The organism is Psychromonas sp. psych-6C06, from assembly GCF_002835465.1.
Lineage (GTDB): Bacteria > Pseudomonadota > Gammaproteobacteria > Enterobacterales > Psychromonadaceae > Psychromonas.
In genome coordinates this window covers 1-14,874 of record NZ_PIZM01000015.1, presented here as the reverse complement: position 1 = coordinate 14,874, position 14,874 = coordinate 1, and the positions used below count along the sequence as shown (strand labels likewise).

Genomic DNA, 14,874 nt, shown 5'->3' with positions numbered 1-14,874 from the left:
AAATTAATCGCTATTATTGCTTATATGATAACATGACAATCTTACTGTTAATATGAGTCTACAACATGCATAACGCTTTATTAGAACGTGCTATAAAAATTTGCTCAGAAAAAAAATTACGTTTTACGGCCATTCGCCAACGTGTATTTTTACTGATGTTGGAGCAACAAGGTGCCGTCAGTGCCTACGATTTACTCGAGCAGTTACAAAAGCATGACAGAAGCGCGAAACCGCCAACCATTTATCGCGCTTTGGACTTTTTACTTGAGAACCATTTTATTCACAGAATTGAGTCACTAAACGCTTATTTGAAATGTGAACATTTTGGCTGCGAGCATCCCATGCAATTACTTATCTGCGAAAAATGTAAACAAGTGATAGAGCTGAGCGATCCTGTGATAGATAACGCATTTTCTGATCAAGCGCAGCAGTCCGGGTTTAAAATAACTAATAAAATTTTAGAAGCACATGGTATTTGCCATAACTGCCTCTATAATTAGCTACTTACATAAAATTAATAATATAAGTGTAGAAAATATGAACGCAGAATTCGTAAATCCTTTTTTGTCATCTTTTATCAATGTATTACAAACCATGGCACAAATTGAAGTTAAGCCAGGAAAACCAAGCCTTAAAAAAGATGCCATTGCACGTGGTGATGTTTCTGGTTTGATTGGCATGGTAGGGCCGACTGCTAAAGGGTCTTTTTCTATTAGCTTTGATAAGCCACTCGCACTAAATGTTTTTCGTTTAATGGTAGGTGAAGAGATAGAAGATATTTCTGATGATATTACTGATATGGTCGGTGAAATTACTAATATGGTCGCAGGTGGTGCTAAGCGTCAGTTAGGAGAAAAAGGCTTTGAATTTAGTATGGCAACTCCAATTGTCGTCTCAGGCCCTTCTCATACGATCAAACATCAAGTTGATGGTTCTAAAGTATTAATGCCATTTACCTCAGAGCACGGCAGCGCTTTTATTGAGATATGCTTTAACCAATAATACCTATCACCTCACTATTGAGTTAGTGAGGTGATTTTGTTTTTTGCTCGACTCCCCATTGATTTATTTACCCCCAATTCTGATTAATGTCTTCATTACTAAACTAATCCTAAGGTTATTCAGCTCTGCTGTAATTTTAGGATCGCTTAACTTAAGCCCATCAACTTAGTAACCTCTTTGTAGGCAATGCCGTCAATAAATACGTGAGATAATTCAACTATATTACCTCGTATATTATGAATTATACCAATCGAATTGAGTATGTGATCTAAGTTTTGCGCATGAAAAGTGACTTAACGCAAGACGAAACCTGACACCAATGGTTGTTCCCTTTACGAAATTTTAACGCTGAAATAGCTTCTTTTAACCATTAAGATTGATCAGCTATTTCGTTTGGTATTAGACTGAGGATTACATTGCCCGTAAATTTAAGCAAAAAAACCTCCGGATAGGGAGCTATACGGAGGAAAACTAAGGAAGAAACTATAAACTAACTAGTTCAAAAGGTTAGTCCTTATTCTTTAGGAAAAGTTCAGGATCTTTTTAAAATTTATACTTAATGTGCTTCATCCCAGTTATTACCCATGTCTGCATCTGCAATCAACGGAACATCAAGTTGCGCTGCATTGGCCATAATTGATTGGATTTGTTGGGTGTAGCCTTCAACACACTCCTCTTTAATACTAAAGACTAATTCATCATGTACTTGCATTAATAGTTGTACAGTACCTTGTGGTTGTTGTTTAACCCAGCTAGCCACATCAATCATCGCTTTCTTAATGATATCGGCAGCCGTCCCCTGCATTGGAGCATTGATAGCAGCTCGCTCAGATGCTTTTTTAAGCATGCCATTACGTGAGTTTATATTTGGTAACTGTAAGCGACGCCCAAGGATAGTTTCTACATATCCCTGCTCTTTGGCAGTTGTACGTGTCTCTTCCATATAGGTTAATACACCAGGATAACGGTTGAAGTATCTATCCATGTATTGCTGTGCTTCTTGACGACCAATATTTAACTGCTTCGCCAAACCAAAAGCACTCATACCATAGATAAGTCCAAAGTTAATCGCTTTCGCACTACGGCGTTGATCCACACTCACTTCATCTAAGCTCACTGAAAAAACTTCAGCTGCAGTCGCTTTATGGATATCGACACCATGTGAGAAAGCATCTAATAAGCCTTTGTCCTGAGACAAGTGGGCCATAATACGCAATTCGATTTGACTGTAATCGGCAGCGACAATTTTATACCCTGCTGGTGCAATAAACGCTTGTCGGATTCGACGACCTTCTGTACTTCTGATAGGAATATTTTGAAGATTTGGATCGCTTGATGATAAACGCCCTGTCACAGTAACCGCTTGATGATAAGAAGTATGAACGCGTCCTGTTTTTTCATTCACCATTTTTGGCAATTTATCAGTATAGGTCGATTTCAATTTACTTAAACCACGGTGCTCAATAATAAGCTTAGGTAGCGGATAAGTCTGCGCTAACTCTACTAATACCTCTTCCGCAGTCGAGGGGGCACCTTTAGGGGTTTTCTTAACAACAGGTAAATTTAACTCTTCAAACAGAATGGTTTGTAACTGTTTAGGAGAGCTTAAATTGAAAGGTTTCCCCGCTTCTTGGTAAGCAAGCTCTTCAATCTCTGATAAACGTTTTGCAATCTCAGTACTTTGCACAGCTAACAGTTCGCTGTCTATCTCAACACCGCCTCGCTCAACATCAGACAAGACGCTCAGTAAAGGCAATTCAATTTCATTAAATAGCGTCAATAGTGACTCTGAATCCTTAAGGCGGCTATATAACTCAAGGTGTAAACGTAAAGTAATATCTGCATCTTCCGCTGCATAGGGTGCTGCCTCTTTAATACTAATTTGATTAAAGGTCAGCTGTTTTTTACCTTTACCAGCAATCTCTTCAAATGAAATACATTTATGGTCTAGGTATTTCAGGGCCAGAGTATCCATATCATGCTTACCGGTGCTATCAACGATATAAGACTCAAGCATGGTATCAAACTGAATTCCTTTGAGTTCTATACCATGGTTTAACAATACACTACGATCATATTTTAAGTTTTGTCCGACCTTTTTCTGATTTTCATCTTCTAGAAGCGGCTTTAACTTAGCGAAGGTATCGTTGAAATCTAGCTGTTGTGGGGCATCGATATAATCGTGAGCTAAGGGTAAGTATACTGCTTCTATTTCAGGTTCGCCTTCATCCCCTGCATTGGTTTGAATTGCAAATGAGAGACCGACAACCTCAGCTTGCATGTAATCTAAACTTGTTGTTTCTGTATCAAAAGCGAATAATTCACTGCTTTCTAGTTTTTTGATTAATTGTATTAACTGGCCTTGTGTATAAATGGTTTTATAGCGAGAGCGATCTATCAGAGCTTTATTTGCAGGAGCAACCTTATCGCCATCGACACTGCCATTTTTTGCACTTTGTGAAGCACTCTGCGTCGAACTCGTGCCATCAAGCAGTGCTGATAGCCAGCGTCTAAACTCTAATTTACCAAAGAGCTTAATCAGCTCATCTTTATCCTGCTCACGATGTTTGAAATCATCGTAACTAACGGACAATTCCACGTCTAACTTGATTGTGGCTAATTGATAGGACAAGCGCGCCATCGCTTCATTATCTGCCATTTTCTTAGCCATGGTTTTACTACCACGAAAGCCGAGTGGGGCTAGTTTATCTAAGTTTTGATAGATGGTGTCCATAGAGCCTATACCCTGCAACATAGCCAATGCTGTTTTTTCACCTACGCCAGGAACTCCAGGAATGTTATCAACTTTGTCACCCATTAATGCCAAGTAATCAATTATCAACTCTGGTGGAATACCAAATTTTTCGTTAACACCTTGAACATCCATCACTGTATCAGTCATGGTATTGATTAGTAGTGTATTATCATCTACTAACTGCGCCATGTCTTTATCGCCAGTACTAATCAGGGTTTTAATTCCCTTTGCACTAGCTTGTTGCGCTAACGTACCAATAACGTCATCGGCTTCGACACCATCAACGGTCAGAATAGGTAACCCCATCGCTTTAATAACCGCATGTAATGGCTCAATCTGGATACGTAAGTCATCAGGCATACTTGGCCGATTTGCTTTATAGTCGCTATACATATCATCGCGAAATGTTTTTCCCTTTGCGTCAAATACCACCACAATGTGCGAGGGATTAAACTGACGCATTAAACTCTTAAGCATGTTGACCACACCATATACAGCCCCCGTTGCTTCACCGGCTGAATTCGTTAAATGTGGAGGAGAGAAAAATGCTCGGTAAAGATAAGAAGAGCCATCAACAAGTACAAAGGGATTTTCAGGAATAGTCGGCATTAGCTTATAACCCAGTTATTAGAAATAGACTGCGATTATAGCAAAGTTAAGTACTTTAAATAGCCTTAGATTTGGGGAGTGCGTGTAAGTGGATATTCACTTTCAACGCACAACAACTCTGTGGATAACTCTGTTAGTAGTTTCTAAGAAAAATTGAGCTGTAACAATAAAAATAGATTATGCTCAATTTATCAATAAGATACATTCTAAATGTGACAAAATTTGGACTTTTGGCTAAAAAGGAAATGTGCATAACAAATAAACAAGCGCGTTAATTTTAAGCGTTTTTATTGTTTAATGCTGTTATTTACCGGGTTAGCATACATTTTTAATACTGTTTCTTGTAACGCTGCAGGCATATTGTCTAAACGTGACGCAAAGGCATTTTTATCCGCTTCGCTAATCGCCTGCAACTGCTGTTTAGCCGCAATATAGTTAGATGGATGTAAGTAATAATTTTTATAAATTTGTTGATCAATTGCGTTTGCTACTTGCTCAGCATCTTCAAAGTCACCTTCAAGTGGTCTACCAAATGCAACATGAACATGCCCTTTTTTGCCGACAATACCACGCACGATACTTTCGATGTCTTCAAACTCTGATTTTTTATATTCCCCAGTTTGAGCTTTGTCATAAAGCTCTTTGGCTTTCTGTTGGTCACAGGCATCAAATTCATAGGAAACAGCAACAGGCACGATATTAAGCTGCTTAATATAATCGCTAAAAGCAATTTTCTGTTTTTTACCCTGCATGTAAAACATTTTTATTAGCGCAGGCTCTGTTTTATCAAAACCATCTTTAGCGCGTCCTTCTCGCTGTGCAATCCAAATGCTACTGTCACTTTGTAAAGAACTAAAAATATAATCTGAAAGTTGTAATACCGCTTTCATCATCTCACGCGGTGCTTTTAAAGCGCGCTTTACAATGAAGCTTTTGTTCATGCGCATTAAATCAGAGGTAAACGGCTTACTAAGCAAATTGTCTCCAATAGCAATTCGTACCGTTTTAAAGTTTTCAGAGAATAAGGCCCAATTAACGAAGGAAGGATCCATTGCAATATCACGATGATTAGAAACAAATAAGTAATTCTTATTAGCATCTAAATTTTCAAGCCCTGAATAGGTGAACTTGGTAGTCGTTGAGTCGATCATATGTTGCATATATCCACCCACAATTTGTTGCATCTCATCAATGCTATTAATCGCGCCCCACTTATACATAAAATAGCGTCGTAATAATGGCTTTAATAGAAAGCCACTGAATTTAGCTATTTTAGAGAATCGGAAACTGATAATCGCATCGATAAATTCATCACTGTTAATAACACGTCGGATCGCAGGCTGGATCTCATCATCATTATAAGGGCGAATATCACTAAATCTATCTGATGAAGTTGGCATTTATTTCTTCTCTGTAAAATGGAAGGCGCATTTTACCTGCTTTATCAATATTTACCAAGTTGGTTTAAAACGGAACAGTTCTTGTCGCAACAGTGTTTTGTAAACATCTGATTCTATGTGGGATTCCAACATGTATTGTTCAATCCAAGCCGATTTAAATAATCGTGAAGCACGTAATTGGTCATATTTAGCAAAGCGGACCGCCTTAAAAAGTACTTTGCCTATTTTACCACGCTCGTCAAAGGGCGTTAAATCAACTTCCTCTTGCAATGCATTTACAAGGTGGGGAAATGACTTAGAAAAAAGCTTCTTCGATAATGATAAGCTGAGTTGTAGCCCAGACTGTGAGACCAGTAATGCTTGTAAGGAGGCGGCGTCGGTCTGAATATCATAAAAAAAGTCATGGCGTAATTTTTCACCCTTTTCACGGGCGTGATCAAGGCAAGCATTACGTACTACTTCAAAAGAACTTAAATATTGTTGATAACTGGCAACATAAGCAAAGTTAACCATCGCCGAGAGTAACATCCCTTCATAAGGACGACGATAGTTTTCATCAATCATTAATGCCGTACAAGCTTGCCCTAATGTCATCTCGTAACGCCATAACTTTTTAGCAAACAATCGGTTATGTTGGCTGTAAGCATTAATACGATATTTAAATAATATGGCAGGAACTAAATAGCGTAATACATCGGTGCCTATAAGCCCAACTGCACTCTGGATGTCTCGCACTTGTCGTGGAGAACGCCCTAATTCAGTCATAAAGTCTTCGCTGGCCACCAATGACAGCAAACGATTGCGAGTGCCTATATTGTTGTCTAAAAGTGATGCAAGCACAGAGTAACGAGGCTCACCTGCAAGCAGTTTTTTGATCAGGTCAACCGTACTATCTCGCAACTGAAGTTGCTCTAAAATTACCGTATCGATATGCGATAACTTTTCATTAACGACTTTTAATAATGATTGTTGGAAGTAGCGCGTTAATAATGCATTGCGTTTATCACTTAGCCGTTTATCGGCTTTTTCCCGCATTACTCGCTCTTTTTCAACATCCAATAAGATACGCTTATTCCAACCATCTTGTTGAAGCTCTGAAGGCAAACCTAAGGCTTTATCATCAAGCTCTGCTTCGGAGAGACCATCGTTATACTCCTCTTCTTGATAAATCTTATTCTTTCCCACTAAAAAACGCAGAAACAGTTTATCTACCGATTCCATCAGAGAAATATCTGGTAATTCAGTGGGTTTAGTTGTCATTAATATTTCTTAATGTTTATAGTGACTTAAATAAATGCAAATGCATCACCAAAGATATGCTCGACAGATGCATTTTGTTTTAAGAAATCTTCACGCGCTATTTTTGCCATTTCAAAGCGCCCAACGACGTAAATATCAAAAGCATTAAGGTCAGAAAAGTCCTGTAAAACAGCATGGTGTACATAACCTTTATGTCCCTGCCAATCGTCTCCAGCCATTTCAATCACTGGATGAAAATGCACGTTTTCATGTTCACTGGCCCATTTTGCAGCTTCTTTTTCAAAATAAAAATGTGACTGCTCTTTTACGCCCCAGTATAGGTAAACCGGATTAGTTAGATGAAGGTCAACAATCTGTTCCAGAATCGACTTTACATAAGCAAAACCTGTTCCGCCTGCTACAAGTATAATGGGACGTGTAGATTCTTCACGTAAGTGAGCATCACCATTAGCGATCTCCACCTCAACTTGCCCTTCATTTTGCATCTGCTCAATGACCTGCATTGCGTAACTATTTTCAGGCGTTGCACCGATATGAAGCTCTATTAGGTCAGCACTTGGCGCATTAGCGATAGAAAAATGGCGTTTGTCTTTTTCACCCATGACTACCGAAACATATTGACCCGCTTTGTAGGACACCGCTTCCTGGGGTTGCAAAAAAATACGGTATAAAAAATCATTAAGTTTTTCAATGGAACTTACTTTACAAGTAACAATAGACATTTATTTCTCTTTAATGGGGATTAACAAATTAGTAACATTTATTATGACAAAATATCTAATTCTTGCCAAAGTGTATCTATTTTATCTTTTACTTTTTCGTCCATAACGATAGGGACACCCCATTCTCGATCTGTCTCTCCAGCCCATTTATTAGTTGCATCGAGCCCCATTTTTGAACCTAGTCCTGATACCGGCGAGGCAAAGTCTAAATAGTCAATCGGCGTATGCTCTACCATCGTGGTATCGCGAGCCGGATCCATGCGCGTAGTAATTGCCCACATCACATCATTCCAATCACGAACATTTACATCGTCATCACACACAATTATAAACTTGGTGTACATAAACTGACGAAGGAAAGACCAAATACCTAACATCACACGTTTGGCATGGCCCGGATAACGTTTCTTAATAGAGACAACCGCCATACGATAGGAGCAACCTTCAGGAGGTAAGTAAAAATCTACAATTTCCGGAAATTGCTTTTGTAAAATAGGAACAAAGACCTCATTTAAAGCAACGCCTAAAATAGCAGGTTCATCAGGTGGTCTACCCGTATATGTACTATGGTAGATCGGCTTTTCTCGTGTTGTGACATGAGTTACCGTCATGACTTGGAAGTCATCAACTTCGTTATAATAACCAGTATGATCGCCATAGGGGCCTTCTGGTGCAAGCTCTCCAGGTTGCAAATAACCTTCTAGTATTACTTCAGCAGTGGCTGGCACATCTAAATCATTACTTAAACTTTTTGCTACTTTAGTGCGTGAACCACGTAATAGGCCAGCAAAAGCATATTCGGATAAGCTATCTGGAATTGGCGTTACTGCGCCTAAGATAGTCGCAGGGTCAGCGCCAAGTGCAACAGAAACAGGAAAGGGTTTACCTGGGTTAGCTTCTTGCCATTGTTGAAAGTCTATCGCACCACCACGATGCGATAACCAACGCATAATAATTTTATTTTTACCAATTAATTGCTGGCGGTAAATCCCTAAGTTTTGACGTTTTTTGTAAGGACCACGAGTGATCGTTAATCCCCATGTGATAAGCGGAGCAACATCGCCGGGCCAACATCTCATAACCGGTAGCTTAGTGAGATCAACTTCTTCTCCCTGCATCACAATCTGCTGACAAGCTGGTTTGGATACCGTTTTAGTAGGCATGTTTAACACTTGCTTAAAAATAGGTAGTTTTTCCCACATTGCTTTAATGCCTTTAGGCGGTTCAGGCTCTTTTAAATATGCAAGCCACTCACCGACTTGGCGTAACTCAGAGACTTTTTCTTTACCCATTGCTAATGCAACACGCTCTGTTGTGCCAAACAAATTAGTTAATACTGGTGTTTCAAAACCTTTTGGGTTTTCAAATAACAAAGCAGGTCCACCGGCACGTAATGTGCGATCAGAGATCTCTGTCATCTCTAAATTAGGATCAATCTCTTGCTGGATACGCTTTAATAAACCCTTCTCTTCTAGCTGCGCTAAAAAGTCGCGTAAATCATCAAATTTCATAGTGTTATTCTCAAAAAATGGATAAAAAAAACGCTACATAAAAGTAGCGTTATTAACATGACAATATATACGTACTATTTAGTCTTTTGGTTCTTCATTGCATCGAAGAAATCATCGTTGCTTTTGCTTAAGCCAAGTTTATCGATCATAAACTCCGTAGCGCCTGTCTCACCCATAGGGTGTAATATTTTACGTAGAATCCACATACGTTGTAATTCATCAGCTTTAGTTAATAGCTCTTCACGGCGCGTACCAGAGCGAGTGATATCAATCGCAGGGTAAGTACGTTTTTCAGCAAGCTTACGATTAAGATGAATTTCAGAGTTACCTGTGCCTTTAAACTCTTCGTAAATAACTTCATCCATTTTAGAACCGGTATCAATTAGAGCTGTTGCAAGAATTGTTAAACTACCACCCTCTTCAACATTACGCGCAGCACCAAAGAAACGTTTTGGACGATGCAAAGCATTGGCATCTACACCACCCGTTAACACTTTACCAGAGCTTGGTACAACAGTGTTATAAGCACGCGCCAAACGAGTAATAGAATCAAGCAAGATGATAACGTCTTTTTTATGCTCAACTAAACGTTTTGCTTTCTCGATAACCATTTCGGCAACCTGCACGTGACGGCTCGCAGGCTCATCAAAAGTGGAGGCAACTACTTCACCACGTACTAGGCGACTCATTTCTGTCACCTCTTCTGGACGTTCATCGATTAATAATACGATTAATACCGCATCTGGATTATTTTGAGTAATACTTTGCGCAATGTTTTGCAGCAGCATTGTTTTACCGGCCTTAGGTGGCGCAACAATCAAACCACGCTGACCTTTACCAATCGGAGAAACAAGATCAAGAATACGCGCAGTGATATCTTCTGTACTTCCGCTTCCACTTTCTAATCGTAAACGTTCATCAGGATGGATAGGAGTTAAGTTTTCGAAGAGGATTTTATTGCGGGAGTTTTCAGGTTTATCAAAATTGACTTGGTTAATTTTTAATAAAGCAAAATAACGCTCACCATCTTTAGGTGGTCGAATCTTACCTTCGACACTATCACCAGTTCGTAAATTGAAGCGGCGAATCTGACTCGGAGAGATGTAAATATCATCCGGTCCAGCAAGGTATGAACTATCAGAGCTTCGTAAGAAACCAAAACCATCTTGTAATATCTCGAGGACACCAGCACCAAAAATATCTTCACCGCTTTTTGCGTGGGCTTTTAAGATGGCGAAAATAATATCTTGCTTTCTTAGGCGAGCTAAATTTTCTAGCCCTTTTGATTCACCAAGTTTTACAAGATTGTGTACGGGAGTGTTCTTTAATTCAGTTAGATTCATAAGTTATATAGATAATCAGATTTACTGTGAGTGGATGATGAGTTGTCAGAAATGATTTGCTCATATTTTGAGCGTAAAGGTAGCATTAAAAATTGTAATAGTCCAGATTGGACACGTTGTAGATCACAACTTATCCAATCTGTTATTCATTTTTAGATGTTTGCTTCTAAAAATTCAACTAGTTGTGATTTTGAAAGCGCACCAACTTTAGTCGCAGCAACTTTACCATCTTTAAATAATAGTAGTGTTGGGATGCCACGAATACCAAATTTAGGTGGCGTTGCGTTATTTTCATCGATGTTTAGTTTACCGATTGTAACTTTACCTGCATATTCAGTAGCCACTTCACCAAGAATAGGGGCAATCATTTTACAAGGTCCACACCATTCAGCCCAAAAATCAACTAAAACAGGTCCTGATGCATTTACTACATCTTCGTCAAAACTTGCATCACTTAAAGTTACGATATTATCGCTCATTGTACTCTCCAGAAGGAATTAGCTAGTAAATAAATACTATATCATGAATATAGCAAAAATAATTTTCATTATTTGAATCGATCTCAATACTTATTGCAAGCATAAACTGTTATGCTCTGCAAATGAATAAAACACATCTAACTCAAACAAAATTTGCAGACCTTCCTCTTGAGAAGCGTCTAATTTCAGGTCTAACCGAACAAGGTTACGAATTCTGCACACCTATTCAAGCATTGTCACTGCCTATCACCCTTTTAGGAAAAGATATCGCAGGACAAGCACAAACAGGTACTGGTAAAACCTTAGCGTTTTTACCCGCAGTATTTCATCATTTACTCGTTAATGACGCACCTGAAAATCGCCGTAAGAATCAACCGCGGGCTATCATTTTAGCACCGACACGTGAACTTGCGATTCAAATTCATAAAGATGCGATTATACTCGCAAAAAGCACCAACGTACGCTTAGGTTTAGCATATGGGGGTGAGAAAGTTGAAATTCAACTTAACAAGCTAGAAAAAGGCGTCGATATTTTAATTGGCACCACTGGCCGTATTATCGATTTCGTTAAACAGGGTGTTATCAGCCTAGAATCGATTCAAAGCGTGGTACTTGATGAAGCAGACCGCATGTTCGATTTGGGGTTTATTAAAGATATCCGCTATCTATTCAGACGTATGCCAGCTGCAGACCAACGCTTAAATATGTTGTTTTCTGCAACTCTATCGCACAAAGTACAAGAGCTCGCCTTTGAGCATATGAACGATCCGGAGCATATCCAGATTGAGCCTGAAAAAATGACCTCTGCCAATATCACAGAAGAGCTGTTTTACCCTTCAAATGAAGACAAAATGCTATTGTTGTTGACCTTGATGGAAGATGAGTGGCCAGATAAAGCAATCGTTTTCGCAAACACCAAGCATGCTTGTGAAAAAGTATGGGGATACCTTGCTGGTGACGGTTTACGTGCAGGCTTGCTGACCGGTGATGTACCACAGAAAAAACGTGAAAAAATATTAAAACAGTTTACAGATGGCGAAGTAGATATTTTAGTTGCAACAGATGTTGCAGCACGTGGTTTACATATACCTAAAGTTTCACACGTATTTAACTTTGACCTACCCGATGATTGTGAAGATTATGTACACCGTATAGGTCGTACTGGTCGAGCTGGTCAAACGGGCCTAGCGATAACATTAGCCTGTGAAAAATATGTTTTTAATCTTCCTGCTATTGAAGAGTATATCAAACATACTATACCAGTCAGTGAGTATGATAAAGATGCACTATTAGATTCCTTGCCTGTTATGAAAGTGACAAAATATAAAGCACATAACAGCACACGACCAAACAGTCGTAAAGATAACTATCACCGTAACCATAAGAGATAAGTTTAACGTTATGACTGCACCACGCTATACCATTATCGATTTAGGCTCTAACAGTTTTCACATGTTAACAGTGACCCAAAATGATAATGGTTTTAGCGTTTTTTCAAAGAAGAAACAGAAAGTTAGATTAGCGTCAGGACTTGATAGTGACAACAACCTGGATAAAAAAACCATTCAAATAGGTTTAGATTGCCTACAAACCTTCAGAAATGAAATAGACACTATTCAACCTCGAAAAATAATCATCACTGCAACTGCAGCATTACGTCTTGCCAATAATAAAGCACACTTCATCAAGCAAGCAGAAGAGATTATAGGGCAGCCTATAAACCTTATTTCAGGCATAGACGAAGCGAAAACCATCTATCGAGGTGTCGCTTTTACTGAGCGTTTAGATGAACAGCTACTAGTTATAGATATCGGTGGTGCAAGCACAGAGCTTATCATCGGGAAAGGCAATACTGTCCTCAAAGCAGAAAGCTTGAATATGGGCTGTGTTACCTGGTTAAACGAACATTTTTCAAATCAGTTATTATCTGCAGAAAATTTCAATCAAGCAATTACGCAAGCTAAACAAGTTATTCAGCCTTTCTTGAATGAGTACAAGTTACTCAATTGGTCAATCTGCATGGGAGCATCAGGTACGATCCAAGCCGTCAATGAAGTGAATGCGAAACAACAAATAGCTTCAAATCTAACACTACCTGTACTGAATGAAATAAAACGACAGTGCATCCTTTCAAAGAGCAACGCTCAATTGCAGGTAGAAGGGTTAAAAGCGTCTAGGATTCCGGTATTTGCGAGTGGCTTGTCCATTTTAATTGCACTTTTTGAATGCTTTGAAATTGAGTTTATCAGGCCTTCAAAAGGCGCGCTAAGAGAAGGTTTGATCAGCATTCTATTTGAAGAAAAATCAGCAGGCATGACCTGTAAACACTTCTCAAAACTTACTTAAAGGCCGAGAATCGCTGTTTAGTACTTCTTTCGTCAGATACCCCGACGTTAAAAGACTTGTTTGCTACAACATCACCATTTAGCGTAATACTCATTTTCCAACAACCGCACTTATCATTAATAGGCGACCAGACAGTATCACCGAGATAGAAATCCCAATCATTATTAGTTATATGCACCTCTCCAGTAAAAGGCGCCCTAATATTGCCGTTCGTATCATAAATCCCCGGGTGATCAATGCAGTAAAAGATCTTTTGACCGCGAGCGCTTTTAACATTAATTGTTAAACCAAATTCAATGTCTATTTCAGCAGGTACCTCAGTAGTAAACTCCATAATTTTCGGTAAATCTTTAGATTTAGATTCCCAAGTAGAATAAATACCATAGGATCTCAGTGTAATCTGTGGCTTCTTTTTGGCCATGCTTTAGCAATTCCTCATAATTAAAGGGTAATTATAACGTTAGAATGTTGGCGAAGTAATTGTAGGTAAGAAAAAATTGGAGTGTTAATAGGCGATGACTGAAGACTGTCCATAAACCATCGCTACTAATGTACGCATTGTATGGTGAAACACCTCAGACATGATTATTAATCATTTCTTTCTGTCCGATTACGGCAATCAATTAGCCATACTTCATTTATAAAAGTCCTAAAACCAAAAAATTCCTGATGTAGTCACAAGGGTTATTCTGATATTTAAGGCTTAGCTCGGTTGGCGATGGGTAGACATTGCTCATGAGCCATCGCTTCGCGATATTCGCCCTACTATCCCATGATTTGCTACTACCTACGGCAGGCTGTTCACCTTTCCCCATGTGGGAGTAGGTCATAAATCGTAGGCAATAAAAAACCCCTGTCGGGAACTAACTCAACAGGGGTTTGTTATTGGGCGTTTGGCGATGGGTGAACATTGCTCATGAGCCATCGCTGTCGCGATACTCGCCCTACTATCACATGACTTGCTACTGCCTACGGCAGGCTGCTCACCTGCCCCATGTGGGAGTAGGTCTTCATTTATCAAATGCATAAAACGAAAAAATCCCTGCTGACGTAGTCAACAGGGATTGTTCGTATTAGGCGTTTGGCGATGACCTACTCTCACATGGGGAGACCCCACACTACCATCGGCGCAACTGCGTTTCACTACTGAGTTCGGAATGGAATCAGGTGGGACCACAGCGCTATTGTCGCCAAACAAAAAAGTTAATTAGAAAAGCTGTTTGTTTCCACTATTTAACTTCGTTAAACAGTACGAAACTGCAAATTACTTCGTAATCTGCTTGTTCTTCTTAATCTTTGCAATGTTTTCGTAAAATATGCTTCGCAAGCATTTCTTTTATAGTCTTTCGACTCGTCTTGGTATACAAAACTCTTAGAGTTTGTATGGTTAAGCCTCACGGGTAATTAGTACAAGTTAGCTCAATACGTTAGATCGGAAGAGCGGCCG

Annotated in this window: 12 protein-coding genes and 1 rRNA gene; 4 read left to right on the top strand and 9 right to left on the bottom strand. The window is 39.2% G+C overall.

From position 1 onward, the window contains the following. Window positions 1–65 precede the first annotated feature (65 nt). Both CW745_RS15690 and CW745_RS15685 read left to right on the top strand, forming a co-directional pair. Window positions 66–500: a transcriptional repressor gene (locus CW745_RS15690; RefSeq protein WP_101109646.1), complete on the top strand. Its 435-nt coding sequence runs from the start codon at window positions 66–68 to the stop codon at window positions 498–500. 37 nt (window positions 501–537) lie between these two features. Beyond that, window positions 538–1,002 carry a chemotaxis protein CheX gene (locus CW745_RS15685; RefSeq protein ID WP_101109681.1) on the top strand — a complete coding sequence of 155 codons (465 nt, stop codon included), beginning with the start codon at window positions 538–540 and terminating at the stop codon, window positions 1,000–1,002. A 556-nt stretch (window positions 1,003–1,558) separates the two neighbouring features. On the opposite strand, the gene polA is transcribed toward CW745_RS15685, so the two are convergent. From polA to trxA, 7 genes are all read right to left on the bottom strand, one after another. Then, window positions 1,559–4,366 carry a DNA polymerase I gene (gene polA / locus CW745_RS15680; protein WP_101109645.1) on the bottom strand — a complete coding sequence of 936 codons (2,808 nt, stop codon included), beginning with the start codon at window positions 4,364–4,366 and terminating at the stop codon, window positions 1,559–1,561. Between the two features lie 287 nt (window positions 4,367–4,653). Beyond that, complete coding sequence (locus tag CW745_RS15675) at window positions 4,654–5,766, bottom strand: 1-acyl-sn-glycerol-3-phosphate acyltransferase (protein WP_101109644.1); 1,113 nt, start codon at window positions 5,764–5,766, stop codon at window positions 4,654–4,656. Between the two features lie 51 nt (window positions 5,767–5,817). Further along, window positions 5,818–7,026, bottom strand: a complete 1,209-nt coding sequence (locus tag CW745_RS15670) for an HDOD domain-containing protein (protein WP_101109643.1) — start codon at window positions 7,024–7,026, stop codon at window positions 5,818–5,820. A gap of 26 nt (window positions 7,027–7,052) precedes the next feature. Next, on the bottom strand, window positions 7,053–7,748 hold the full coding sequence (fre, locus tag CW745_RS15665) for an NAD(P)H-flavin reductase (protein WP_101109642.1): 696 nt from the start codon (window positions 7,746–7,748) through the stop codon (window positions 7,053–7,055). A 41-nt stretch (window positions 7,749–7,789) separates the two neighbouring features. After that, window positions 7,790–9,259, bottom strand: a complete 1,470-nt coding sequence (gene ubiD, locus CW745_RS15660; RefSeq protein WP_101109641.1) for a 4-hydroxy-3-polyprenylbenzoate decarboxylase — start codon at window positions 9,257–9,259, stop codon at window positions 7,790–7,792. 74 nt (window positions 9,260–9,333) lie between these two features. After that, window positions 9,334–10,602 (bottom strand): transcription termination factor Rho, encoded by a 1,269-nt coding sequence (rho, locus tag CW745_RS15655; RefSeq protein ID WP_101109640.1) that lies wholly within the window; start codon window positions 10,600–10,602, stop codon window positions 9,334–9,336. A 152-nt stretch (window positions 10,603–10,754) separates the two neighbouring features. Then, entirely contained in the window at window positions 10,755–11,081 is a 327-nt protein-coding gene (gene trxA / locus CW745_RS15650; RefSeq protein WP_101109639.1) for a thioredoxin TrxA, read from the bottom strand. Window positions 11,082–11,203: 122 nt separating this feature from the next. On the opposite strand from trxA, the gene rhlB reads away from it, so the two are divergent. Both rhlB and CW745_RS15640 read left to right on the top strand, forming a co-directional pair. Continuing rightward, window positions 11,204–12,472 carry an ATP-dependent RNA helicase RhlB gene (rhlB, locus tag CW745_RS15645; RefSeq protein ID WP_101109638.1) on the top strand — a complete coding sequence of 423 codons (1,269 nt, stop codon included), beginning with the start codon at window positions 11,204–11,206 and terminating at the stop codon, window positions 12,470–12,472. 10 nt (window positions 12,473–12,482) lie between these two features. Then, window positions 12,483–13,427: a guanosine pentaphosphatase gene (locus CW745_RS15640; protein WP_101109637.1), complete on the top strand. Its 945-nt coding sequence runs from the start codon at window positions 12,483–12,485 to the stop codon at window positions 13,425–13,427. Here the strand turns inward: CW745_RS15640 and CW745_RS15635 are convergent. Continuing rightward, a complete protein-coding gene (locus CW745_RS15635; RefSeq protein WP_101109636.1) occupies window positions 13,420–13,848 on the bottom strand; it encodes a DUF3859 domain-containing protein in 429 nt (142 codons plus the stop codon). The genes CW745_RS15640 and CW745_RS15635 overlap by 8 nt on opposite strands. 658 nt (window positions 13,849–14,506) lie before the next feature. Next, a 5S ribosomal RNA gene (rrf, locus tag CW745_RS15630) occupies window positions 14,507–14,622 on the bottom strand. Window positions 14,623–14,874: the final 252 nt, after the last annotated feature.